The sequence below is a fragment of the Pedobacter sp. ISL-64 genome (genome assembly GCF_018613605.1).
Taxonomy (GTDB): domain Bacteria; phylum Bacteroidota; class Bacteroidia; order Sphingobacteriales; family Sphingobacteriaceae; genus Pedobacter.
Window position 1 is genome coordinate 82,242 of record NZ_JAGGPU010000020.1, and the last position, 26,487, is coordinate 108,728.

The 26,487-nt window shown below is 39.4% G+C and carries 21 protein-coding genes; 10 read left to right on the top strand and 11 right to left on the bottom strand.

Translation table 11 applies throughout. The annotated features are described in order from the left end of the window. Positions 1 to 420: 420 nt before the first annotated feature. The 5 genes from J7E57_RS21640 to J7E57_RS21660 all read right to left on the bottom strand — a co-directional run bounded on the left by J7E57_RS21640 (position 421) and on the right by J7E57_RS21660 (position 7,675). Positions 421 to 681, bottom strand: coding sequence for a hypothetical protein (locus tag J7E57_RS21640; RefSeq protein WP_215131008.1), 261 nt, complete (start codon positions 679 to 681; stop codon positions 421 to 423). Beyond that, positions 668 to 1,747: a phytase gene (locus tag J7E57_RS21645; protein WP_215131006.1), complete on the bottom strand. Its 1,080-nt coding sequence runs from the start codon at positions 1,745 to 1,747 to the stop codon at positions 668 to 670. Before J7E57_RS21645 ends, J7E57_RS21640 begins: the two co-directional genes overlap by 14 nt. Before the next feature lies 1 nt (position 1,748). After that, positions 1,749 to 3,008: a right-handed parallel beta-helix repeat-containing protein gene (locus J7E57_RS21650; RefSeq protein WP_251030002.1), complete on the bottom strand. Its 1,260-nt coding sequence runs from the start codon at positions 3,006 to 3,008 to the stop codon at positions 1,749 to 1,751. A gap of 23 nt (positions 3,009 to 3,031) precedes the next feature. Continuing rightward, positions 3,032 to 5,809 carry a TonB-dependent receptor gene (locus J7E57_RS21655; protein WP_215131004.1) on the bottom strand — a complete coding sequence of 926 codons (2,778 nt, stop codon included), beginning with the start codon at positions 5,807 to 5,809 and terminating at the stop codon, positions 3,032 to 3,034. A 261-nt stretch (positions 5,810 to 6,070) separates the two neighbouring features. Beyond that, the gene (locus tag J7E57_RS21660; protein ID WP_215131002.1) at positions 6,071 to 7,675 is read right to left on the bottom strand and encodes a tetratricopeptide repeat protein; all 1,605 of its coding nucleotides are present in this window, start codon (positions 7,673 to 7,675) and stop codon (positions 6,071 to 6,073) included. A 171-nt stretch (positions 7,676 to 7,846) separates the two neighbouring features. On the opposite strand from J7E57_RS21660, the gene J7E57_RS21665 reads away from it, so the two are divergent. The 4 genes from J7E57_RS21665 (at position 7,847) to J7E57_RS21680 (ending at position 11,062) form a co-directional block, all read left to right on the top strand. Then, positions 7,847 to 8,242: a GNAT family N-acetyltransferase gene (locus tag J7E57_RS21665; RefSeq protein ID WP_215131000.1), complete on the top strand. Its 396-nt coding sequence runs from the start codon at positions 7,847 to 7,849 to the stop codon at positions 8,240 to 8,242. 9 nt (positions 8,243 to 8,251) lie between these two features. Further along, positions 8,252 to 8,803: a dihydrofolate reductase family protein gene (locus J7E57_RS21670; RefSeq protein ID WP_215130998.1), complete on the top strand. Its 552-nt coding sequence runs from the start codon at positions 8,252 to 8,254 to the stop codon at positions 8,801 to 8,803. Between the two features lie 347 nt (positions 8,804 to 9,150). Continuing rightward, positions 9,151 to 10,266 (top strand): M23 family metallopeptidase, encoded by a 1,116-nt coding sequence (locus J7E57_RS21675; RefSeq protein ID WP_215130996.1) that lies wholly within the window; start codon positions 9,151 to 9,153, stop codon positions 10,264 to 10,266. A 217-nt stretch (positions 10,267 to 10,483) separates the two neighbouring features. Continuing rightward, positions 10,484 to 11,062 carry a YdeI/OmpD-associated family protein gene (locus J7E57_RS21680; RefSeq protein ID WP_215130994.1) on the top strand — a complete coding sequence of 193 codons (579 nt, stop codon included), beginning with the start codon at positions 10,484 to 10,486 and terminating at the stop codon, positions 11,060 to 11,062. 714 nt (positions 11,063 to 11,776) lie between these two features. On the opposite strand, the gene J7E57_RS21685 is transcribed toward J7E57_RS21680, so the two are convergent. The 6 genes from J7E57_RS21685 to J7E57_RS21710 all read right to left on the bottom strand — a co-directional run bounded on the left by J7E57_RS21685 (position 11,777) and on the right by J7E57_RS21710 (position 15,496). After that, positions 11,777 to 12,835: an NAD(P)H-dependent flavin oxidoreductase gene (locus J7E57_RS21685; RefSeq protein ID WP_215130992.1), complete on the bottom strand. Its 1,059-nt coding sequence runs from the start codon at positions 12,833 to 12,835 to the stop codon at positions 11,777 to 11,779. A 1-nt stretch (position 12,836) separates the two neighbouring features. Further along, a complete protein-coding gene (locus J7E57_RS21690; protein ID WP_215130991.1) occupies positions 12,837 to 13,217 on the bottom strand; it encodes a nuclear transport factor 2 family protein in 381 nt (126 codons plus the stop codon). Between the two features lie 75 nt (positions 13,218 to 13,292). Beyond that, positions 13,293 to 14,039 carry an SDR family NAD(P)-dependent oxidoreductase gene (locus J7E57_RS21695; protein WP_215130989.1) on the bottom strand — a complete coding sequence of 249 codons (747 nt, stop codon included), beginning with the start codon at positions 14,037 to 14,039 and terminating at the stop codon, positions 13,293 to 13,295. A 19-nt stretch (positions 14,040 to 14,058) separates the two neighbouring features. Continuing rightward, positions 14,059 to 14,277 carry a tautomerase family protein gene (locus J7E57_RS21700; protein WP_131531439.1) on the bottom strand — a complete coding sequence of 73 codons (219 nt, stop codon included), beginning with the start codon at positions 14,275 to 14,277 and terminating at the stop codon, positions 14,059 to 14,061. A gap of 10 nt (positions 14,278 to 14,287) precedes the next feature. Beyond that, positions 14,288 to 14,824 carry a YceI family protein gene (locus J7E57_RS21705; protein ID WP_215130987.1) on the bottom strand — a complete coding sequence of 179 codons (537 nt, stop codon included), beginning with the start codon at positions 14,822 to 14,824 and terminating at the stop codon, positions 14,288 to 14,290. A gap of 93 nt (positions 14,825 to 14,917) precedes the next feature. Beyond that, positions 14,918 to 15,496, bottom strand: a complete 579-nt coding sequence (locus J7E57_RS21710) for a Crp/Fnr family transcriptional regulator (protein ID WP_215130985.1) — start codon at positions 15,494 to 15,496, stop codon at positions 14,918 to 14,920. 706 nt (positions 15,497 to 16,202) lie between these two features. Here J7E57_RS21710 and J7E57_RS21715 point away from each other — a divergent pair. The 6 genes from J7E57_RS21715 to J7E57_RS21740 all read left to right on the top strand — a co-directional run bounded on the left by J7E57_RS21715 (position 16,203) and on the right by J7E57_RS21740 (position 26,474). Beyond that, positions 16,203 to 16,571 carry a hypothetical protein gene (locus J7E57_RS21715; RefSeq protein WP_215130983.1) on the top strand — a complete coding sequence of 123 codons (369 nt, stop codon included), beginning with the start codon at positions 16,203 to 16,205 and terminating at the stop codon, positions 16,569 to 16,571. An 86-nt stretch (positions 16,572 to 16,657) separates the two neighbouring features. Further along, positions 16,658 to 17,353, top strand: a complete 696-nt coding sequence (locus J7E57_RS21720; protein WP_215130982.1) for an ABC transporter ATP-binding protein — start codon at positions 16,658 to 16,660, stop codon at positions 17,351 to 17,353. 15 nt (positions 17,354 to 17,368) lie between these two features. Further along, on the top strand, positions 17,369 to 19,876 hold the full coding sequence (locus tag J7E57_RS21725; RefSeq protein ID WP_215130980.1) for a TonB-dependent receptor: 2,508 nt from the start codon (positions 17,369 to 17,371) through the stop codon (positions 19,874 to 19,876). Beyond that, on the top strand, positions 19,876 to 21,321 hold the full coding sequence (locus J7E57_RS21730; RefSeq protein ID WP_215130978.1) for an ABC transporter permease: 1,446 nt from the start codon (positions 19,876 to 19,878) through the stop codon (positions 21,319 to 21,321). Before J7E57_RS21725 ends, J7E57_RS21730 begins: the two co-directional genes overlap by 1 nt. Positions 21,322 to 21,330: 9 nt before the next feature. Then, positions 21,331 to 22,695, top strand: a complete 1,365-nt coding sequence (locus J7E57_RS21735; RefSeq protein ID WP_215130976.1) for a DUF3526 domain-containing protein — start codon at positions 21,331 to 21,333, stop codon at positions 22,693 to 22,695. 578 nt (positions 22,696 to 23,273) lie between these two features. Then, the gene (locus J7E57_RS21740; RefSeq protein WP_215130974.1) at positions 23,274 to 26,474 is read left to right on the top strand and encodes a SusC/RagA family TonB-linked outer membrane protein; all 3,201 of its coding nucleotides are present in this window, start codon (positions 23,274 to 23,276) and stop codon (positions 26,472 to 26,474) included. Positions 26,475 to 26,487: the final 13 nt, after the last annotated feature.

Sequence of the window (26,487 nt, forward strand, 5' to 3'; positions counted from 1 at the left end):
AAGCTCAACGTTACAAATTCGAATGAGATTTATGAGACAACCTTAGAAATATTTAAACCTAATCTATTCTTTTTTTGGAAAGCAGGGATAGTGGTACTTCGGTTCCGCTAGTCCCGCCCTTTGCTTTATCCCGATAGAAGAAATCGGGGATAACGCTGCCAGTCGGGTTTATTTTACCCATAATAGCAGTACTATTCACGCTCCCTAAACCTGATCAAAGCGAGATGCCAATTTCCTTCAAATTGGCAGAAGCGGGAGCAGGACTGAACCTCCCTAAATGCTTCTGCAATTGCTTTCCAAAAAATAAGTTAATGTTATGGATGTGCAATAGTAAGTTTTTTACCTGCTATATCTTCCCATCGATAAAAATGAAATAACAATAGCTGATGCATACAGAGAGAGAGATCTTTATACTTATTCTTATTTTTTGGAAAGCAGGGATAGTGGTACTTCGGCTCCCTTAGTTCCGTCCTTTGCTTTATCCCGATAGAAGAAATCGGGGATAACGCTGTCGGTCGGGTTTATTTTACCCATAATAGTAGTACTATTCATGCTCCTTAAACATGACCAAAGCGGAATGCCAATTTCCTTCAAATTGGCAGAAGCGGGAGCAGGACTGAACCTCCCTAAATGCTTCTGCAATTGCTTTCCAAAAAATAAGTTAATGTTATGGATGTGCAATAGTCAATTTTTTACCTGCTATATCTTCCCATCGATAAAAATGAAAGGTTTTATCATCGCTCATAGCCACCAACAAACCATGTTTAAAATCGGTGTTTAAAGGAACTGAAACCACATCAATGCCATCTGTTTGATTAGCCGAATATTTAACGGTGGTTAACAATGGGTGTGGATGAGCAGTATTGGTTTTAGCCACCCGATCGTACACTTTTAACTGCTTAGCACCCTGATCGGATACGATAATATAACCTTTATTCCCTGAAGTTTTATAAATGGCAATCCCTTCATTGTCGACAGCAAAATCGCCCTGCCCGAACAGTGCCAGTTCTTTATTCCCTTTGGCCGGATCGGCATAATACTTGCGTACACCAACCTGCTCATCGCAATAATAAACATACCCCAGTTCGTTATCAACAGCAATGGCTTCTATTTCCTTTTTACCACTATACTGGCCAAATTTTCGAACCAAATCTGCTTTAACATTGCCTTTCCCATCATCGGTTAACAGGTATTGCCAAAGATAACCTCCGTTTTTAGGCCCCGTTTTACGACCAACAATTGCATAAGTTTTTCCATTTGGATCGGTATATATCGAAATTCCCATCAAATCGCGGTACTCCGCACCGGTTTCACCAACAAAAACAGGAATTCCACCATTATCGATTGCTTTCATATCGGGAAGAGAGAATATCCGCAGTTTATGGGTGTAACGTTCTGTTGTTACCGCAATATCTGTTTTTTTTCCAGCCAACAATAAACCATAGGCAATATCAACGTTGTTTGGGCGCTTTAAGCCTTTTACGGTTTTTGACTTAATGATTTTACCTTTCAGGTCGAAAACATATAAGCCACCACTGGTATCTTTATCAGTACCGATTACCAAAGACTGTGCTGGATCGTTGGGATTTACCCAGATCGCTGGATCGTCGGTATCAAAATCGACAGGATCAGATACATATAAGGGTTTTATTGCTTCACTATTTCCGCTTTGTGTACCACCATTACAAGAAATGGTTAAGCTTAAAACCACAAGGGTGGCAAGATTTAATATATTGTTACGCTTCATTTTATATTTTAGTTCCGTATGCACCAACAAATGTTGATGGTGAGGGTGAGATATAAGTTATACCATTTTTCATTATAATTCCGGCCTGGTGATGACGGGTAAAGTTAGTGATGCCCTTACCCAAAGCTGGTGAGTTACCTTGCAGGTGAAAATCCCATGTGGTATTAAAATCGGCATTGGTAACCGCTGTGTTTAAAGGATAATTCACAAATTTAGGGTCATTTGCTCCGGCAACATTACTAATTACATCGTTTTTACCGCCTACAATATCGCCAGTTGGCTGAAACTGGTTTACAGTGGCCTGATCGAAACCATAATACCAGTTATTGCTGTAAGCAGAACGGTTATCTTCAGGCTTTTTTGGATCTCTTTTTACACCAAAACGGGTATTGGCAAAAAGATTATTATACAGATCGGCACGCACAGTACTTTCCAGCCAGATTGATCCACCTTTCGCAGTTGGTCTTCTCCAGCCTGTGTTCACCATCGTATTGTTGTAAGCAATAATATATGTTTGTGGTGTTTTATCTCCAGTGTTAGATAATTTTAAGGCATTGGTATTGGTACTATAGACCAAATTATAGGCTATATCTGCCAAACAGCCCGATTTAAAATTCATGGCTTCTCCTCCTGTTACACCCGTGGTATAAAACACATTATTGGCAAAAATGATTCTTCCACCTTCAATATAAGTACAATCTTCCTGAAAATTTCTGATGGTACTATTTTGAACCACCAATCTGCCTCTGGCATTGGCAAACCAAAGTGCAGGCAAACTTTCGCCCGCAACAGCCTTGTACAGGCCCATTTTTACCGAAGTAGAAGCATCCGATGTTTTAGCACCGCCATATTCTAGAATTACGTGGTCAAGCACCAGCTCCTCACATGTTGGACCAGCCAAAATACCGCCCCAGAGTTTACCAAACCTGGTTAACGGCGTTTTGTAAAAATCGTTTACGGTAAATTTGATAGGGTTCTCTGTGGTGCCTAAAGCATACAGATTACCTTTTACGATAAATTCGGGTTTTGCAACAGTATCCATTAAAACCGTTACCCCTTCTTCAATGGATAAAGATTTACCTTCGGGAATAATCACATCGCCTTTAATTACCTGGGTGCTGCCCTTCGCCCAAACACCTGAAACTTCTCCAATTGCTGAACCATCTACAGCAGTCGCATCTACATCCACATTGGCTTTTTCACATCCTGCCAAGGCTAGCACCATGAGGATCATTAATTTAAAAATCTGATTCGATTTCATGTCTTTGTATCTTTAAATTCTATTTAATTAAACTTATATCTGAAACCAACAAGATAGTTTTGCCCATAATAATCACTTCTGATCAAGGTGTTTCCATTTTTGACCAAATCTTCATTGATCTTGTCATTTTCTGGATTTGTACCTTTTATAAATAATTTTGTTGGTGTATTTAAGATGTTATTGGCTTTTACAAAAACGCTAATGCCACCTTTAAAACGTTTTTCGGCAGATGCATCCATCTGGATGAAACCTTCTTGCCATAAATCGTTATTTAAAAATTGAGAAACCGTGTTAATACGAGGACCTGTATAAGCACCCGCAACCTGAACATCCCAGCCTTTTTTAGTGTCTTTAAATAACAATGATAAGTTGGCAATGTGCGCTGATTGTCCGTAAAGAGGTCGCTCCTGATCAACAGAAAGCGCCTGGATATCACCTGTTGTACTATTAATGCTTCTTGTGGTTTTAGGCGTTACAATACGCGAATGGGTATAAGTATAATTGGCTTTTACGCCGATTTTACTGAAATACTTGATGTAATCTACCTCTGCACCGTAATTATTGGCAGTACCAAAGTTTCCAGGTGTGTAATAAATATCCTGTCCACGAACGGCATCAGCCTGAAAGGTATATTCAATAGGGTTTTTGATCCGCTTATAAAAAGCACCCACCAACAATTGTTCTGAAGCGCCCGGAAAAAGTTCATAACGTAAATCGAAGTTATCTGCTAAGGCCCGTTGCAGGTTCACATTACCACGCTCTACAAAATCCTCATTAACTACTTTTCCAGGTACAATTTCATAAAAACCAGGACGGTTAAGGGCCTTGTAATAAGAGGCATGTAATTGTGCTTTTGCACTTAAGAAGTATTTTGCGGTTAAACTGGGCAACAGATCAGTATAAATCTGATTTCCATTTGGAAAAGCTTCGCCCGCAGGGAAAAGCAGGTTATAACCCTGATTGGTATGCTCTACTCTTAACCCTCCTATCACTTCTAATTTGGCTGAATTATACTTAAACATACCATAACCTGCTGCGATTTTCTCGGTGGCATCGTATGTAAGTGCATTAGCTACTGCTCCTGTAGAATTACTCACCACGAGGTTTAAATCGGTATAATTCTGAAAATTCACACCGTAAAGATCAAATGCATTGGCTGCGCTAGGGGCAAGATTGTAGTTGTTAAAGAAACTGCTTCTTTGTTTATCGCGGTATAAACCTCCGGCCATAATATCCAGTTTATGTTCGCCAGCCAAAACCTGGTAAGTCAGATCCAGGTAGCCAGCTAAGTCCTCATCAGTATTACGTTCCCATCTACGGGTAACCGGATTAGTATTGACCAAACTGGTACGTTTGCTTTGAAAACTCTGTTGTATTCCATTTAAACTGATGCTGGTATTTTCGGGCACATCGTTTTTGGCCGAAGAATAAACAGCCGACCATTGTACTTTAAATTTATCATCAAAGAATTTATGATCGCCATGAAGCGTAGTATTATAAATCTGTTGCTCGGTTAAGCGGCTACGGGTATCATAAACCAATTCTGCATTTCCTGCTGTTGGATTATAAACCCCATTATAAGTAGTGGTTACAGCATCTCTAACCTGCTGGTTTTTTAGGTTAACATATACATTGTATAAACTGATCTGGTGGTCTTTGTTAAAAACGTAATCAACCTTCCCATGCAAACCTGTTCGTTGCTGTTGTTCGGAAAACTCACGGTAACTTTTGCTCGTAATTTTGGCATAAGCATCACTTCCAACAACAGCATTATTATAAAAAGTACTGTTGCTGCCACGGTAGGTATTCTGATAACTTCCCGCCAGCACCACCCCTAATTTATTATCCAAAAAGCGTTTACTTAAGGATAAGCTACCGATTAAATTAGGTGCAGGGGTTTTATATTTATAATCGAGTGTTCCCTTGCTAAAATCGTTCTGTGTAGCATTATAGTTTTTCCCGTTTATTTCGTAAGGCGATTTATAATTAATATCTGAAGCATTGTAGCTGGTAAACTTACGGTCGAAAAACAATTGGTTATAACCTGTAGAAACATTGGCATTTACCTGCAATAAGCCTGGGGCATTTTTCATCACCATATTAATGGCACCGCCAATGGCATCGCCCTCTAAATTTGGCGTAAGCGTTTTGTACACCTCTAAACGGTCGAGTAAATCAGAAGGGAAAAGATCTAGCGGAACATAACGGTATTTATTATCCGGACTTGGGATTTTCACGCCATTTACCAAAGTATAATTGTAGCGTTTATCCATTCCTCTTAATATGGCGTATTGCCCGTCGCCGTTGCTATTGCGCTCTATAGATACACCAGAAATACGCTGCATCACATTGGCTACCGTTAAATCTGGTGAAATCTCTATCGACCTTCCTGATACGATATTCATCAGCTGTGGAGCACTTTTTTCCAGGCGCCTTGCCCCCTGATCAGTAGAACTAACGGCATTCGACTTGATGGTAATATCATCAAGGCTTTTCGAATCGCTCTCCATGTAGAACTTTAAGTGATCGTTATCCTCTTTCAGTATCACTAAGGTTTTCTCGATGGTTTTGTAAGTAATGTAGCTTACGCTAATTTTGGCAGCACCTGCTTTTACATCCTTAAACTCGAAAGTACCATCCAATCCGGTATTGGTTATGCGCCTTGGGTTCTCTAAAACCACGGTAGCACCTACAATGGCCTCTCCAGTTTGCTTATCGTAAACGTGGCCTTTCAGTTTTGTGGCATTTGCGGTGCCTGCACAAAAAAGAAGTAAAAACAGAATTTGTAATCGTTTATTCATTGTGTTTGGTCATGTCTTTTTATTATCGACGGGGCAAAGGTGTATACACCATTTTACACAAAGAAATTATTGAGGTTACATAAAGGCAACAGCGTTACAACAAGCATATATCAAAAAGCAACACAAAAATACAACACAATGATTATCAATAAATTAAACAAGAATCAAAACGCCGTTATGCTTTCATTACCGTTACATTAACAAATTGTTAAGCCCTTAAAATCAAAAAAACAGGTAATAATATCACAGCCGATGTAACGGTTATAACGCTTGGATAAATGCGGATAAATTATCGCCTTGTGCCAGATTTAGCTTTTTCCTTAGCCTATATCTCGATACCCTTAGGCTATCGGTAGATATACCAAGCAAGGTCGCAATATCGCCTGAATCGAGGTTCATTTTTAACAGCGCAATCAAGCGCATATCGGCTGAAGTAAGCTCGCTGCTATATTTTTTTAGGCTTTCGAGAAATTGATGGTGCACCTGTTCGAAAGCCACGGTAAATTCTTTCCAGTTGCGTTCGTGATTAAAACTCTGATTAATCTCGGCGAGGATCTGGTTCATCTGCTTTTTCTGATCACGTTTATCCTCCTTTACCATCGCCTGTAAAGTACCTCTAAGGTTTTCTAAAAACTGGTTGTGTTTAATCAGATTTAAGGTATGGGTAGACAGTTCCCTGCTTTTAACCTCCAGCAACTGCTTTAGGTTCTGTTCTTCGAGCTGAAGATTTTTGAGCTCCAGACTGGTCATATCGTGCTCTATTGCCTTCTGCCGCGCCAGCATCTGCTGATCTCTTAACTTTAACCTTTGTCTGCTAAAAATAACAAATCCCAAAATAACCAATAATATGACTACAATTGTGGCAGAAAAAGCAATGATCCTGTTCACCTTTCGGTCATTTTTCAGTTTATTAATCTCATCCGATTTTTTATTGATATCGTAAAGCACCTGCAAAAAAGCTACCTGCCGGGCACCATCTTCCGAATACAGATCGATCGTGTATTTATAGCCAAGTTTTACATAGTGGTAGGCGCTGTCCATGTTGTTCAACAGTTCGAATGCCTTGCCCAAATCTCTGCAGCAGGAGCTTAACTGATAAATATTACCCATCTTTTCGGCCAGTTTCAACGCTGTTTCGGTTTGTACAATACTTTCCTTGTACCGGCCTGTTTTACGGAGGATATCACCCAAATTATTAATTACCTCGATACTACCCAAATCATTATGGTCTTCCTGATATAAATTTAACGACTGTTTAAAATGCACATAAGCAGAATCGTAACGCTCCAGATCTTCATATATACTACCCAGGTTTTCGTGTATTTTTGCTGCCCCACTTTTATCATTAACCTGCCCGTTTATTTTTAAAGCGAGTTTTTGATAGTAAAATGCACTGTCGTAAAGTTGCCTTTTTTCATATAACTGCCCAATATTGCCCAAAACGGTTGCCTGTCCGGTTAAGTTATTCGATCTTTTATAGATACCGATGGCTTTGTTATAGCTATGCATGGCCTTGTCTTTCTGCTTCATATAATAGTAGAGCACGCCAGCATCGTTAAGGTTAGCGGCCAATAAAAGCGATTGATTGGTATTGTTGAATATTTTATCGGCTTTTAAAAAGAACTCTAACGATTGACTGAAATGCCCCTGTGTATAACAAATCTTGCCCATCTTCTGCAAACATTTGCCTTCTAAAAGCTCATCATTGTCATCGATAGATTTGGCGTATATTTTTTTTAATTGAGCCAGGGCTGCAGTCGGATCTTTTTGATTCAGCGCAATAATCGATTCGAATTTTTCTTCCTGGGCAAGCGCATTCGAAATGAAGAGCAAAAAAAGTACAAGAACACTAAAAGGTTTGATCATGTTAAAAGCATCTATATCAGGCAATACTGAACAAAGAAAGAGCGTATATGTTAACTTAAGGTTAAGTTGAAGAATTAAGTGATTATGATGAATGTCAAATCTAATTTCAAAACCGATTTTATATTAGTCCATTAAGTGATATTTTGTAATTTAGTAGTAAAACCTATTGATATGAATATTACCTATGAGATAGGTGTAATCCCTGCACCAGAAGAAGTAATTGAACTATTTGTCCAGGCCGGACTTAAAAGGCCAACTGAACCCGAAAGAATAGCGCTGATGTTAAAAAATGCCGACCTATTGGTTACCGCATGGCAAGAGGATAAGCTTGTTGGGATTTGCAGAACCATCACCGATTGGGTTTGGTGTGCTTACCTGGCAGACTTGGCTGTATTTACAGGCTTTAAAAGCGCTGGTATAGGCAAAGAAATGATTGCTATTACACGTCAAAAACTCGGTGATCAATGTATGCTTCTTCTCTTATCGGTACCTACCGCTTTTGATTATTACCCTAAAGTGGGTTTTAATAAAGAAGATCGCGCTTTTAGCATCGAACGGACAAAATAATTTCGAAATATGAGAAAGATTATTCTAAATCTTGCCGTTACGCTTGATGGCTACATTGAAGGGCCTAATGGAGAAATTGATTGGTGTATTATGGATGGCGATGCCAATTTTAACGATTTTTTAGATGGCATAGATTCTATTTTTTATGGACGAATCAGCTACGATCTCTGGGGAAATTACCAGCCTGGAGAAGAAGAGGATGAATTGATGAAATCGATCTCCGAAAATATTAACAGCAAGAAAAAATATGTTTTTTCGCAGACCAAAATCAGCGATGATACAGGTGCTGTTTTTATCCAAACGGATATTGTGGAAAAAGTAAACCAAATTAAAAATCTTCCCGGAAAAGATATCTGGCTGTACGGTGGTGCAAAATTAATATCGACTTTTTTAAATACCGGCCTGGTCGATGAGTTGCAGCTGGCTGTACACCCCGTAATATTGGGTGACGGAAAATTACTGTTCAGCGAAATTAACAATCGGGTTTGGTTAACATTAAAAGAAACAAAAAGCGCTCCATCAGGTGTTGTGCAGCTTATATATGAGGTGAAGGATAAATGAGCAAGGCTTAGTTTGGAGTTGAGCGTTTGGCGTTTGGAGTCGATTAACTAATTTATACAAAACCAATTAATATTGAAATGTACCAATGACTAGTGAATGAATTGTTAGTTTGGAGTTGAGGGTTTGGAGCTGGGAGTGAATTAGCAATTTATACAATTAACCGGTTAACCGACATCTACCAATCACTAATGAACCAATTGTTAGTTTGGAGTTGGGGGGTTGGCGTTTAGAGTCTATTAACCAATTATACAATTAACCGATTAACCTTGAACTATATTAATGACTAGTGAACTAATGGCAAATGAACAAATGAACCTAATTACTCTGGAGTTGATAAAATTTAAAACATGATTAAACAGTTATTAACCATCACTTTTCTTCTTGGTTTAGGTCTACTTTTTGAGCCCCTCTTTGCTCAAAATAAAGACATAATATCATTATCTATTCACCAAAATCCATCATGGATCAAGATCGGAACAAATTCTTTTCTCTACTATGAACTTCAATTAGAAAATGATGGCCCAGATACGATTGAACTCAAAACATTGAACATATCAGGACAAAATAAGTCATACCTTAACCTAAATGCACCAAAACTGGCCGAACGCACAAAAAGTAGCGATCAGGTAAACAGAAACCTGATTATTCCTGCTGGCAGCTCTGCTTTGATTTATATAGAGCTCGAAACCCAGGTATTAAAAGCCGAAACTATGGTAAACAAACTTGAGTTTTGGATTCACCACCAAACCAAAAGTAATACAACTGCATTTATCACAACAGCATTACACCCAACAGTTACTAAACCAACAGTATTGGGCAAGCCACTGCAGGCAGGTTTATGGACTGCCATTTATGATCCTGCATGGGCTTCAGGACATAGAAGAGTATTTTATTCAGAAAAAGGTAAGCAATTTCTTCCCGGCCGTTTCGCCATCGATTTTATGCGCGTAGACAGTTTAGGAAAATATGCCTCAAAAAATACAGATTCTATCCAAAACTGGTTTGGTTATCAAAATGCAATACTAGCAGTAGCCGATGGTACGGTATCTTCGGTACTAAATGATTTTAATGAATCAGCAACTGTTTCGCAGCACAAAACCCCTGCACCCGAACAAGCCAGTGGTAATTATATTTCCGTAAAGATTGCGAATGGGCAATATGCTTTTTATGAACACTTAAAGCCAAACAGTATCCGGGTTAAACGAGGCGATAAAGTAAAAAAAGGTGATGTAATTGCGCTATTGGGCTTTACCGGACAATCTACGGGCCCTCATCTCCATTTCCATTTGGCCGATCGAGATAGCCGCCTATATGCAGAAGGATTACCTTATGTGTTTGAGAATTTTTTCCAAGTAGGTCGATATTCAAACCTGGATAACTTCGGTAATAGCCCTTGGCAATACAAGGAACAGCTTAAAATAAAACAAGGAAGACCCTTATCAAATTCGGTAATTGAATTCTAATTTGACATTATGCAGTTACAGGTATTTTTTTACCAAAGGGATTTTCCGCATCAAATAAGCAGTTCCCCAACTTAATCAGCGACAAAACGCAGATAATATATCCATATATTCCTTAAAGATTGATTAGCCAATATAAATCTCAATTAAAACAATTGCATTAATGGTAAATTAACTATCTTAATAAGATTAAGCATCAAAAAAACGATACTATATTTTTATGGAAGAAATAAAAAACGGAGTTAAAGCTTTTTATGCCAAAACCCAGGCCGATTGGCGCCAATGGCTTGCCGAAAACCATAAAAAAGAAGTATCTGTTTGGTTAATTATCTATAAAAAAGATGCACCAGCAAATAGTTTACCACATAGCAACGCAGTTGATGAAGCGCTCTGTTATGGTTGGATTGATAGTTTAACAATGAAACGTGATGAAGAAAGCCGCTATCAATTTTTCTCCAAAAGAAAACCTAAAAGCAATTGGAGCGCAATTAACAAGAATAAGGCTTTACACATGATAGCCCAAGGATTGATGAGCCATGCAGGGCTACAGTCGATCGAAATAGCTAAAGCCAATGGCATGTGGGATGCCCTGAACGATGTGGAAAATCTGATTGTACCCGATGATTTAAAAAAAGAATTTAAAGCCAACAAATCAGCACAAGCACATTGGGATAAATTCCCTCGTTCTTCAAAGAAAGCCATATTAAAATGGATATCAGAAGCCAAAAGAACAGAAACAAGAGCAACAAGGATTAGTGAAACGGTTAGGTTAGCTGAAGAAAATGTACGGGTGAAGTAGCACTTAGTCCAGAGTCTTTAGTCGGGAGTCCGAAGATCAGTTGCCAGTTAACAGTTGCCAGTTATCAATCTTTAGTTAACCAGTTTACAGTTGTCAGTTATCAATTTGCAATAACCAGTAGGACAGTCTAGCGTCTGAATTTTTTAATCTGAAGTTCATTCGAAATATCACCTTGAGGAGTAATTTATTTTGTAATAATCAAAATAAATGAAAGTAGGTGTAATGAGATAAATCATCTCCAAGCATCGTCATTTCGACCGTAGCGGAGAACCTGAAGGCTCTGCGAAGCAAAATTTTTTAAATTTCGTTTCAATAATTTGCTTCAAAGATCTCTCCATTCCGTTGCACTCCAGTCGAGATGACGACCCTCTATTGGAATCTGTTAATGGTAACCTGAAGTCGATTTATCATTCGAAATGTCGCACTGAGGGATAATTTATTTTATGAAAATAAATACGAATGACAGCGGATTTTAAGGCCAATAAATCATCTCGGAGTGTCGTCATTTCGACCGTAGTGGAGAAATCTTTAAATTTCGTTTCATTAATTTGCTTCAAAGATCTCTCCGTTCCGTTGCACTCCAGTCGAGATGACGCCCCTTAGTTATCTCTATTAATGGTAGCAGAGTCGAAGAGTCAATATTAGTGGAGGATAAGCGTTCAATTAACCGATTAACCAAACAGACTATTGACAAATGAACCAATGACCAATGAACTAATGCATCTCCCTGATCAACACCTCCATTAATTCTTTTGCAGAAGTATATTTTAAGTTTACCGCGTTTTGTCCCGACCAGAAATTGTACATATCTGTTTTGCCCTGTTCAATGGCAGCGGCTCGTAACGGCCCCATTAATCGGGTTTGCAATGGAAAGGGCAATACCTCAGTTTCATAACGAATAGCATTGGATATCCGGTTAGCAATCATCCGGCCCATTCTCCCTGTTAATGATTTAGAAAGTATCGTATTTTTTGATTCTTCGGAGAAAAGTTTTGCCTTGTGCATTGGCGTTGCATTAGATTCGTCGGTTACTAAAAAGGCGGTACCGATCTGGACTGCATCTGCACCAAGTGTTAATGCGGCCCTTATACCTTTTGCATCGGCAATACCACCGGCAGCAATTAGAGGTGTTTTTGTTTTCGCTTTTACCTGTTGGATCAATGCAAAAGTTCCTGTTAACGATTCATCTGCCGGTTTAAGAAACGAAGGACGATGCCCACCCGCTTCAAATCCTGTTGCAACAATGGCATCAACCCCAGCTTCTTCGAGTGCTAAAGCTTCGTCTAATGTGGTTGCTGCACCCACTGTTTTAATGCCTAACTTTCGTGCTTCGTTTAATATTTCTTTTGAAGGTATGCCGAATATAAAACTAAATACTGCTGGTTTCAGCTCAAAAACGGCTTCAACCTGTTTCAAAAATTTTGAAGGAATATTGGCATCAAGATCAGGTAATGGGATGCTCAATTCGTCGAAAAAAGATTTGAATAATAGTTTAATTTCCTCTATTTTTTCTGATGGATAATTAAGCAAATGCTCATCTACATCATTTACCAATAGGTTGATATTGTAAGGTTTATCTGTTTTTGTTCTTACAATTTTATCGGTTTCTATAATTTCTTCAGGGCTTAAGGTATATGCGCCGATGCTGCCCAAACCACCAGCGTTTGATACGGCTGCTAAAAGTTCAGGTGTTGAAAATCCGCCGCCCATTGGCCCTAATAAAATCGGATATTCGATTTTTAAAAGTTCGGTTATTTTAGTTCTATTCCACATCCTAATAAATTTTTACGTTGGTTAATAGTTTATTCACAATCACCCACCCGTTATCGGTTAGATTTAACGACAAAAGATCGTAATAATTAAAATCAAAAATAGGCAGATGAACTTTGGCAATTGCAATAGAATTGATAATTTCTATCGACAATATTTCCATTCGGAATGTTTCATTGAGCTCCTGCGGACTTTTGCGCTTACTTACCCCTTCTAAATACTCATCCAGTGTTTTAAAATATGGAAGGCCATTTATATCACCAGCCAATATAGACTGGGGGTGAAATATTTTTCTGAGCAATGCTGTGTCTCCATTAAAAACTCCCTTAAAATAAGATGACAGTACCTCTGCTATTGCATTTGCGTTTTCAGTGTAATTGTTCATGGTTTTAATTTTTTAAGGTATGCCCGGGGTTAAGTGTTCCCTTTGCATACCTGGTTCTTGTTTTAATTTTTATTCTTAGCCAATGTGATGCCCCGCTACATGGCCTCCGTCCAAATTGATGATTTCGCCCGTTACAAAATTACTTTCTGCCAGGTACAGGGCGAGTTGAGCTACATCTTCTGTTTCGCCAATCCGGTTTAATAAATGTAAACCCGCAAACGCATCCGCATCACTAATGCCATTTTTGGCCTGCAACGGACTTCTAATAATCCCAGGAGCGATGCCATTTACCCGGATGTTGTTTTTGCCGAACTCTGCAGCCAATTGTTTGGTTAAAGCATGGATGCCACCTTTACTTGAAATGGGTGCTGTAGCAGGAAAACCTCCAATGGCATGATCTACCAATACAGTTCCGATGTTAATAATAACACCACCATCTTGTTTCAACATCTGCGTGATGGCTGCCTGAGTAGTGAAAAATGTGCCTTTTAAATTGATGTTCAAAAATTTGTCCAGGTGCGCTTCATCTACCTCTAAAAAAGGTTTTGGTTCAAAAATACCGGCATTATTTACCAGCACATCTACGGCACCAAAACGCGCTATGGCAGTTTCTACCAATCGTTTACCTGTGTTTATATTGCTGATATCGCCAGCTACCATCGCTAATTGGTGGTGCGATCCTAATTCATTGAAAGCAGTGATTAAATTGTTTTCATTTGCAGCGTTGATCACCACATTGTGACCCTGTTTTAAAAATAACGCTGCAATGGCGCGACCAATGCCTGTTGATGCGCCTGTTATGATTACGGTTAGTGTTTTCATGATTTTGATTATTATTTGGTTATTTATTGTTTGCTGTTATCCCTTTTTCGCGCAATACCGATACCTGTTCGCCTGCATAGCCCCAATCATCCAATTCGATCTCTTGAATTACTACATGGGTAAGCTTTGGATCTTTATCCAATACCTCGGTAATCAGTTTGGTTATTCCACTAATTAAGGTCTGTTTCTGTTCGCGTGTAACACCTTCACGGGTTACTTCTATTTTTACGTATGGCATGGCTGTTCGATTAAATAGTTAATGATGCTGTTAATTTTACATCAAGTTCAAATTCATTGTAGATCAGGTTATCGCCAAGGTTGGTGAAAAAGTTACCTGATCTGAATTTCATGTTGTACTTGGTACGGTCGATAAAGATTTTACCAGAAGCGGTTAAGGTATTGCCATTAACCACAACATCTGCCGCAAAAACTACAGCATGTGTAATGCCTTTAATGGTTAAATCGCCAGTAATTACTGTATTGTCTTCATTGGTTTGATCAACAGCAGTAATGATAAATGTGGCTTCTGGGAATTGATCGGTTGCAAAAAAATCTTCAGAGAATAAATGTCCCGCGAATTGTGCATTGGTTGCAGAGTCAGTAACATCCAATATTACAATTGAGGTGGTATCGATAATAAAGTTCCCGTTGCTGAGTTTACCATCGTTTAAGCTTAGTGAACCCGATTTAATCGTGATGGTTCCGTTGTGTGCGCCGGTAACTTTTTTACCAGTCCAGTTGATGTTGCTTTGAGCGCTTACAATTTCAAATTTTGTAGTTTCCATTTCTTTGTTTTATCAATCGTTAGTGATTTGACAACACAAAGTAAAGGAGGATTTTTACAGGGCTTAGGTGATGTACATCACATTCTGCAAGCGTTATTTTTGTGCGTTGTAAAGTCTGCTCAGGGTTTCTCTCGAAACACCCAAATAAGCTGCGATTAAATGTTTGGGCACGAGATTATAGAGTTGAGGATACATGGCCAAAAGTTCCTCGTAACGGGCTTTAGTATCGTTATTCATAAACGACAACAGCCTTTTCTGCGAAGCCAGATAGCCCCTGTTTGTTCTCCACCGGAAAAAATGTTCAGCCTGATGGATTTCACTGCAGATCTTTTCACGGTCATCGTTAGAAAGGCATAATACCTCTGCATCGCTAATACAATCTACGCTTATGGTTGCACGGGTATGGTTGTATAGGGCGCCATAATCTGAAGTCCACCAGGTAGGCATAGCAAACTGCAGGATATACATCTTGATTTCATCGTTGATAAAAAAAGCTTTTAAACAACCCGAGATCACAAAATATTCGTGATCTACCTTATCTCCCTCGCTAATGATGGCCTGCCCTTTTTTAAAAGACTTTAACTTGAAATGGGAAAATAAATAATCGAACGCTGCGTCGGTTAAAATAGCGGTTTTTAAAATATGCGCTTTTAGTGTTTCTCTAGGATCCATAGCTTGAAATAAAGATAAGAATTATTGGAGTTAGTCAGAAGTCCGAAGTCGATTAAACGATTAATATATATGCTGATTCCCCAATCGAAATGTCACCCTTACCTTTGGATGTCACCCTGAGCGGAGTCGAAGGGGACTTTATATGAATTTAAACAAAATGAGGAATTAGGTTAATGTAACGGTTCCCTATTTTCTTTTTAGAAAGTGAAAGTAACAAGCTCTATGGCAGCCTCCTGCCCTGCTTTACTCTTCAAGCCTCATCCGATGAAGGATCGGATTGCGGGCTTTCCGTTTCAATCAGGCTTAATAACAAAGTTTGCAACCCATCAAAGCGCAAACCTTTAAATATGATAATCTGCGTTTATCTTTTATCTCATAAAACCGATATAAATAGCAAGAGAATTTAAAAGATAAAATCTCCTCAGATAATCTTTATCCGATAGCTATCGGATGCGAGAAGGCTTTTTCAGCCGACAGCCTGTCCCCGACCTTTCGAGAAAGCAATCTTTATAGCAGGATCACTATCATGAAAGATTGCTTCGTTGTTCCTCGTAATGACGACTTTCCATGTAGAGCTGTTAATGGTATCGGAGTTGAAAGACAATATTAATCCGCGATGAATGAAACGATGTAAAGTTAACCGACTCAGCAATAACAGCACAACACAATACTTGATTTATAATTTTTTAAATGTAACTTTGTTGCATTGAAATATTCAGTGTACACATATCGCAAAGAAATTTTTGCCCGTATATGGGCGGTATTGCTATTGGCGGTATTTCTTAATGCAACACTGATAGAAAGCCTGCATCATCATAGTGCCGAAAAAATTGGTTACAACAAACAAAGCTACAGTGAGGCGCACCTGTTTAAACAATTGAGTTCGGCAAAGCTAAAATGTAAATTGTGCGAGGTATTGAAACACCGATCGCACTCTTTCGATTTTCCCACTCCTATTGCATTTGCTTTATCCGCAGTTAAACCAACGGTAAAACCTTGCGTTTACCTCATGAGGCATCCTGTTGCTTACATCCTATGCTGCGCCAATAAAGGCCCACCTAGCCTAATGGCTTAATCTTCATACAAGAAGTTTCCTTTCATATCCTTCAAATTTACTCTGTTTAACGCACATGCCTGTTTGGTATGCGCCAATATTTTATTATGCTTCAAGCCATTTCATTATCCAAAAATTATCAATCTTACCGGGCCTTAAATCAGCTTAATTTAACCGTTAACCCTGGTGAAGTATTTTGCCTGCTGGGCCAAAACGGTGCCGGAAAAACCACTACCATCAATTTATTTTTAGGTTTTATTGAGCCAAGTAGCGGAAAAATCTTAATCGACAACGAAGAAATCTCTGCGCACGATGACGAACGGCGGAAACACCTGGCCTACATTCCTGAGGTGGTTATGCTTTACAGCAATCTTTCGGCCATTGAAAATCTCGATTACTTTTCTAAACTGGCAGGGTTTAACTATGGTACTTCAAGCTTGATCGGTTTTTTAAAGCAATGTGGTTTACAGGAAGCTGCCCACCACAAACATTTATCGGGCTTTAGTAAAGGCATGCGCCAAAAAGTGGGTATCGCTATTGCACTGGCCAAAAATGCAAAGATTATTTTAATGGACGAGCCTACCAGTGGATTAGACCCAAAAGCCACCGCAGAATTTACCCAACTGGTTAAACAATTAGCTGCCGAGGGAAAATCTGTATTAATGGCTACGCACGATATTTTTAATGCGGTAAATGTAGGTTCGCACATTGGCATTATGAAACAAGGCGAATTGATCCATACACTTAAAGCCAGCGACATCACTGCAGCCGATCTTCAGGAATTATACTTACAAACTATTTAAAAACAAATCCATTTCATGTACCCAATATATAAAGGTCTTTCTATTTTCCGTGCAATCTGTTTGCTATTGCTCTTCAGCACATTTAGCCTGATCACTTTTGCTCAGATTAAGGTGAGTGGAAAAGTGATCGACACCCAAAACCAAGCTGTCCAAAAAGCCACTATTAAATTTAAGAATGGGAAAGATCAACTGAATACAAGCAGCGATTCGCTTGGTAATTTTTCTGTTGTTTTACCTAAAACGGCCAATTACACCATCACCATTAGTGCCATAGGCTACAGCAGCTTTAATCGCATTTACCGCCTTAATGGCATTGGTGATTTAAAACTTGATGCGATTGTGCTACAAACCACTAACGAAGAATTGCAGACCGTTGAAGTGGTAGGCACCAATGGCAAAAAGTATTATGGCAACTATTCTTTTTCAGCCACTAAAACAGCTACTTTGAATAGGGACATCCCACAGGCTATTTCTTCGGTTTCGAAAGAATTAATTGCCGACAGGCAGGCGGCTGTACTGGCCGATGCAGTTAAAAATGTAACCAGCGTATCACAAAGCAGCTATTACAACCAATTTTCGATCAGGGGAATTAACCAGAACGAAGAGGGTGCTATAATTAACGGCATGCGTACCCGTCAATATTATTTTAACCAGCCTTTAACCAATAATCTGGAGCGGATAGAGGTAATAAAAGGTCCGGCAAGTGCTACATTTTCGAGTGTAGACCCAGGGGGAAGCATTAACCTGGTAACCAAAAAACCACTGACTGAAGACCGCAAAGAGATCAGTCTCTCGGCCGGAAGTTTCAGCACCATTAGAGGAGCTTTGGATTTTACAGGTCCTTTAAATGCTGACAAAACGCTGCTTTACCGGCTTAATGTGGGATATGAAGACAGCAAAAGCTTCAGAGACCTACAATACAGGAAAGGTTACCTGATTGCCCCTTCCTTTTCGTACATCCCCAACGATCGAACCAGCTTAAATGTAGAAGTGGTAATGAATAACAGCAATTCGAGGTTAGACCGCGGGCAGGCTATTTTTGGTGCAATTGCTGGTAAAACCGATTTAAAAAGTACACCGATCAGTTTCAATATGGGCGCCAGTAATGATCGCTTTAACAGTCAGGATTTAATGTTGATGACCAATTTTTCGCATAGCCTTACGCAGGATATTGTATTTAATGTGGCCTATATGAAGCAGAACTGGAACGAAGATCTTTTAGAACATAGAACCACCAATGCTTTTGGTGTGGATGAAAACAATCAAGCTATCCCTACCCTTGCGGCCATGCGTGCCGTTCAGCGTCAGCAAAAATGGCGAACCGACAACTTAAGCACCTATTTTAGTATTAACACCAATACTTTTATTTTAAGCCATAAGCTGGTAATCGGATACGATAGAATAAACACACAGAAACTGCGGGGCGGTGGCGAAAACTCGGCTCAGGGCTACCGTTTAAAAGATGGAACCATTGCAGCTAGGTACGATCCCACAAAGAAAGACCTCTATTTATTTAAGGTCGTAAATGGTATAAATGCACCAGTGCCCAATGTAGAGCACTTTAACCTGAGCAACCCAGCCTATACCATTAAAAATTTAAGCGATTATGTTTTTACCAAAACAGAAATTCCAGCTGCATATAATCTGGTTAATGCAGTATACCTGCAGGATCAGATAAAATACGATCAGCTTACCTTAACATTGGGTTTACGACAAGAGTGGTACGAGGATTACAGCAACTACAAATTGGCTACCGAAAAGAAAATTTATCAGCATAAGCTTTTGCCAAGGGCCGGAATTACCTATGCCATAAACACAAACATTAACCTTTACGCAACCTATTTACAAGGGTACCAGCCGCAAGGCAATACCTCAACCCTGGTTATTGTTCCGCCACCTGCAGGCACCAATTTTAAGCCTTTAGAAAGTGATTTAAAAGAGATTGGTGCAAAATCCGAATGGTTGAATAAAAGTTTAATGGTTAACATTTCGGTATTCGAAATCAACCAGAAAAACCTATTGATGAATGCAAATGATCCATTGGATGTAAACCGTTTAATAGAACGCGGTGCCCAACGCAGCCGTGGTGTCGAATTGGAAACTTCTGGCTTTATCAGGTCTAACTGGCAGTTTAATGCGGGTTATAGTTATGTAGATGCCATTATTAAGGATGATTTTAATCCTGATTTAATTGGTCAGAGGGTGCAGAACACGCCAAAACACAGTGCCAGCTTATGGACACGCTACAACTTTGAAACCCTTAAGCTAAAGGGAATAGGTTTTGGAGCAGGCTTACAGTACAGTGGCACTAAACTTCCGTTGTACATCAGAGATTTTGTACTGCCTGCTTATACCCTGTTAGATGCCGCGCTCTATTATTCGCCTGCTGGTTCTAAAGTGCAGCTGGCTGTAAATATGAATAACATTTTAAATAAAACCTATTGGGTTGGCGCACAAAACTATCTACGCCTTTTCCCTGGTACACCAAGAAATGTAATGTTTAACGTAACCTATAGAATATAATGCCAAATAGAGTAAGCACTATAGCCAAACAAACTTTTAAAACCGCCCTTAACAACAGGGCCACCTTAGCCTTAACCCTTTTATTAGGTTTATCACTTGGTTTGGCTACCTATGTAGGCTGGCAGAATTTTAAAACACAAAACAATCAGCGCCTGCATTATAAAGAATTGGTTAGGGCACAATGGCTGGCAAAGCCAGATAAACACCCACACCGGATGGCGCACTATGGTTACCTCGCCTTTCGCGAGAAACATGAACTGAGTTTCTTCGATTTTGGGATAGAAAGTTTTGCAGGTGTATCGATCTTTTTAGAAGCGCATAAACAAAACACAGTAAATTTTAGTGAAGCAGGTTTTTCTAACGGAATGTTGCGCTTCGGCGAAATCAGTGTGGCCATGGTACTGCAACTCCTGGTACCACTTCTCATTTTCTTCTTAGGTTACAACAGCATTTCGGCTGAGCGCGAATCGGGGACATTAAAGATCCTGCTATGCCAAAATGTAAGCTGGAAACAGCTCCTTTGGGGCAAAACATTGGGCATAATTGGTGTTTGTTTGTCGATATTTATCCCCCTTATGCTGCTTACCATTTTGTTATGGGCCTCACTAAGTCATTGGCAGATTAGTGGTGATGCCAGTTTGCGCTTAATGATATTGGTATTTAGCTATGCGATCTATTTCTTCATTGTATCTGCTGTTACGGTTTTGGTCTCGGCTTTTGCACGCAGTTCTAAATCAGCCCTAACTACTTTATTGGCCTGCTGGATATTTTTTATGGTCATTATGCCGAGGATCACCCAGGCAGTTGGCGTAAAAATTTACCCCTCCCCATCTAAAATAGCGTTTGCCGATGCCATTGCTACCGACATCCATAAACAGGGCGATAGCCATAATCCAGATGACCCACATTATGCTGCGATTAAAGACTCACTACTCAAAACTTACGGTGTTACCGATGTAAAAAAACTACCTTTTAACTATGGTGGCTATATTATGGCAGAGGGCGAAAAAATAACCTCAAAAATTTACAGCAACCACCAAAAGGAACTGAATAAAATTTTTGAAAAGCAGAACAGCATTACAAAGGTAGCAGGTTTCATAAACCCTTACTTATCCCTCAAGCATATTTCGATGGCCATAACAGCCTCTGATTTTAACACCTTTGTTGATTTTCAGAACCAGACAGAAGTCTACCGTTATCAGCTGGCTCAAAAGATGAATAAACTACAAATTGATAAGATCAGTAACATTGCCCCAGGAGAAGAAGAAAAACCTTTGGCCATTAGTAAGGCAAACTGGGCCGAGCAACCTGATTTCAATTACCACTTTGGCAAATTAAGTTTAGTAATAACAAATGAGTTATTGGCACTGAGTGCTTTAGCCTGTTGGTTATTGGCAACGGTTATGCTGCTACAATACACGACCAGGTGGATTAAAACGATATAGCTATTAAGGATGAAAAAAAGTATATATAACCTCGAATTTAAACTGTTTTTTAGAAACAGCTCCTCATGGATAGGCATCATTGTGCTGCTGATTACAGGTGTTGCCGGTTTGTATTTCGGCAAAACATTTATTGCCAACCAACAGGCCGTAATTGAAAAAGCAGCAATGTTACAAAAGAAAAACACCCTCAGCAATATCGATCATTTTGGTAAAGATATTGGCTTATTGTTTTACCACAATAAATTTTCATTGGCTAATGCACCCAATGCCTGGGCCGCCTTTGCTAATGGGCAGCGGGATATTAACCCTTATTTAATCTCGGTAACCATGCTGGGTTTAGAAGGTCAGATTTACGATACAGATATTAATAACCCGGTAAGCCTGCTTTTGGGCAACATGGACCTGAGTTTTGTGTTTATCTTTTTATTTCCCCTGGTGATTATTGCATTTAGCTATAACTTACTTTCGGAGCAAAAAGAAAGTGGCGTTTGGTCGCTTTTAAGCGCGCAGACCAACCGGTCTTTTCGGGTAATCTGGCAAAAATTTTTAGTTAGGGTAGCCGTAATTTTCTCTGTTGCTTTATTACTATTATTTGTAGCTATCCTTTATTTGCATTTGCCCGTAGACTTCATTTTCTTTTCAATAACTACACTCATTATCTTTTATCTGGCTTTCTGGTTTGCAGTTTCATTTTTTATCATTTCTTTAGCAAAATCATCGAACTTTAATGCATCGGCATTGGTTGCCATTTGGGTACTTATCTGCATTGTAATTCCAGCATCACTTAACCTGTTTCTTACCCGAAAATACCCCATGCCAGAAGCCCTGCAAAATGTAATTAACCAACGCGAGGGATATCACGAAAAATGGGATATGGCCAAAGAAGTTACGATGAAACCGTTTTTTGAACATTATCCGGAACTGAAGCAATATCCCTTCCCACAAGAGAAAACTTTTAGCTGGTTCTGGTATTATGCCATGCAACAAATGGGCGATGATCAGGCAATGCCAAGTAGGCACGCAATTGAGAATAAACTGGCCGCCAGACAGCGATTTACAAATACACTTGCGTTTTTCTTCCCTACCATACAAACCCAGTTGGGGATAAACAATATGGCTGGATCGGATCTTAATACCCACCTCGATTTCCAGCAGGCGGTTAGAAAATATCATGAGCAGATCCGCTGGCATTTTTATCCAGGCATCTTTCTTAATAAAGCAGTGGACAGTACAGATGTTAAGGACTATAAATTGGAAAAATATAGTCCGCAGCAAACGCCTTCAGTTTGGGTTAATTTGCTATCTATATCGATCCTAACCGTAATCCTAATTGGAACAACAGCTTTTAACTTTAAAAGGCAGGAACAATTTTAGGTTTACTGTGGTTGAAACAATATAAAAATGGTCTGTGTTTACATGGACCATTTTTATATCATAAACCGTTAAGAAGTTATAAATATCGAATAGGTGATGGCCTGTCGAATAGAAATTAGCCGAAGTCAAAAGCAGTATGAGTTAATTCCACGTTGCAGCCAAATAACCTATTGAACAATATACTAAAACCTATTAGCCAAAGAAGAAAACTCTTTACATCTGGCTATACATTACAGGATGGAACAGGATGGACTAACGAAATAAAAGTTCTAATCTCGTATAACCAAATATCATTAATTCTTTTAATCGACACCTATATGAGCAAGAAAAACTATACGTCAAACAATGCAATCGTTTGCACCTAATCACCCCTATACTACCATTTTAAAGCCTTAAGGCAAAGAAAAGACTATTGTAGTCAAACATTAAAAACTAACTCATTTTTCATCCTAAAACAGGTAATACATCCAGAAAAGAATGGATTAATTGCTTAATCATATGCCCTCAAAACAGATAGCATACTCCATCTAACATGCTATTTGGCTAAATAACCAAATATTTACATAACCAATAAAACTATGGATCTTAATTTTTATCCAGAAAATCTAAAACGACGAAAAGGCTCTTCGTACAAAAAAATCCTGCTTACGGCTATGTCGGCATTGTGCTTACTTTGCGTGGCGAATACTGCAAATGCGGCCAACCGTAAAACGACACCAGGAACTGTGGGTACAAACATTTCAACGAGCAAACGAGATGTTAACCTTAAAGGAAAGATTGTTGATGAAAAAGGTGAAACTTTGGTTGGCGTTAGCATTAGAGTGAAGGGCACTACCATTGTTGCTTCTACCGACGCCAATGGTGCTTTCTCCATTACTATTCCATCAACCGTAAGCAGCCCGGTTTTGGTGGTTTCGTACATTGGATATACCACACAAGAAGTACCTGTAGATGGAAAAACGACTATAAATATTCAATTAAAAAGCGCTACAAATGATTTAGATGAGGTTGTAGTTGTTGGTTATAACACTGTAAAGAAAAGTGATTTAACCGGAGCGGTTGTAAGCGTGGGTGCTAAAGAAATCAGATCGAGGCCGGTAACCAATGCCTTACAGGCCATGCAAGGCAAAGCAGCAGGTGTAGATATCACTTCGAATGAGCGCCCTGGTCAGGTTGGAGATATTAAAATTCGGGGTCTTAGGTCATTAAAAGCCAGCAATTCGCCCTTATTCGTGGTAGATGGTATTCCATTGCAAGCTGGCGGGATCGATGCCATTAATCCGAACGACATTGAAAACATTGATGTTTTAAAGGATGCCTCCGCAACAGCCATTTATGGTTCGAGAGGTGCCAATGGAGTTGTACTTGTAACCACCAAAAAAGGTAAAACCGGGAGGTTAACTATGGATTATGTAGGAACAGCAACCATCGAAACCCTAAACGACAGGATGGAAATGATGAATTCGGCACAATATATCGAGTTTCGCCGTGATGCATTTAGGGCATTGCCTATAACCGATACCCGGAAATATCCAACTGTAGCTACGCTGGCTAAAGACAGAGAAATTTTTGCTGGCGATCCCTATGTGCTCGAAAACATAGAAAAGGGCTGGGCAAATGGCGTTTATGATGGCAGCCTGGTTCCCACTACCGATTGGGGCGATTTAGTTACCAGAACCGGGATTACCCAAGATCATGTATTGAGTGTAAGCGGCGGTACCGAAAAAATGAAAGCATATGGATCATTTGGCTACCTGAATCAAACCGGCACACAGTTGGGGCAGGATTTTGAAAGATATAGTGGTAAATTAAGTGTAGAGATTAATCCCGTTAAATGGTTTAAAATGGGACTTAACATCACAACAACCTATAGCCTGCAAAACTATGGTTTCGTTGCGGCCAGTGCTTCGGGTGCTGGAAATATTTATGCAGCAGCGCGTGGCATGCTCCCTATGGCTATTCCTTACGATCCGAGTGGCAATAGAATTAACCTGCCAGGTGGCGATATCAATATCCAGAATCCAATTCTCGAAGCCGATTATAACATCAATCTTCGTAAAACCCTAAGAACCCTAGGTTCGGCTTTTGCTGAGGTTAATATTTTAAAAGGGTTAAAATACCGCATCAATTTCGGCCCTGATTTTTCTAATTTCTATAATGGAAAGTACCAGGACGCAAAATCGGTAAACCGCGATGCAGGTATACCCGGTTCGGTTAACAATTATGCACAGTTAAATCAAAGCAACAAGTTTGCCTATACCCTCGATCATTTATTGTATTACGACAAAACCATTAACAAGCACAGTTTTGGAGTAACTTTATTACAAAGTTCTTCCCTGTTTCAGGATGAATCTTCATCACTAACGGGCAGTAAAATAAATTTGATTGCTCCACTTTGGTATGGATTAAGAGCAGGAAGTATTACTGCTTTGGATGGATTTGATACAGATTTTAGAAAGTCTACCCTCGAATCTTACATGGCAAGGGTAAACTATAGTTTTGATAGTAAATACCTCTTAACCGCATCGCTACGTTCGGATGGGGCATCGCAATTGGCTGAAGGCAACAAGTGGGATTTTTTCCCATCAGCAGCTCTGGCGTGGCGTATGGATCAGGAAGATTTCATGAAAAACATTAAATGGGTAAACCAATTGAAATTGAGGCTTGGCGTAGGTAGTACCGGTAACTCATCAGTGGATATTGGTAGCACATTAGGCCTTTTACAACCACTTACCTATACCTTTGGCAGTGCTGCCCAGATAGGTTATGTAGCATCAGACGCTTCTCTGGCCAACCCAATTTCATTTCCCAACAAATTGTTAAGCTGGGAAAAAACCCAACAGTATAATTTAGGTCTGGATTTCGATTTGCTACAGGGAAGAATAAGCGGTTCATTAGATCTCTATAAATCTAAAACTACCGATTTAATCTTGCTTAAAAAGATCAATATCATTAACGGTTATCCTACCTCTTATGATAACATTGGTTCGACCAAAAACAAAGGACTCGATTTAACACTAAATACGGTTAACGTTAGATCGAAAGATTTTAGTTGGGAATCTACCCTGAATTTTTCAACCAGTAGAGACGAGATTGTGAAACTGAACGGAGGCGATATGGTTGCCGATCTTTTCTTTATCGGAAACGGGATCAGTGTAGCTTACGATTATGTTAAAGATGGCATTTGGCAAGACACACCAGATGATTTAAAAGAAATAGCAAAATTTAATGCCAATGGAACCAGTTTTAAACCAGGAAGCATTAAGATAAGAGATTTAAACAATGATTATAAAATTGATGCGAATAACGACCGTCAGGTATTGGGCCGTTATACACCAAGCTGGAGCGGTGGTATTACTAACACATTTAACTACAAAGGTTTCGATTTATCTGTTTTTATTATTGCAAGGTATAATTTCCTTATCGCCACTGGCGCCGAATCATTGCAGGGCCGTTTTGCACAACGTGTATTAGATTACTGGACACCAACCAACCCTACCAACGATTATCCTGCACCTAACTACGGTAGTGCAGCGGGCGACCAGTTTAAAAGTGCTATGAACTATCAGGACGGTTCTTTTATCAAGGTTAGAAACATATCGTTGGGTTATAATTTTGCCGACAACATGACTAAAAAACTAACATTATCGAGGTTAAGGGTATATGCCCAGATGATTAATCCTGGTTTAATCTACTCGAAGGTTAAATGGATAGATCCGGATTTAGGTGGTTCTACTTTTAACAGAGGTGTTGTATTTGGCATTAACGCAAGTTTCTAACAGAGTGAAAAAA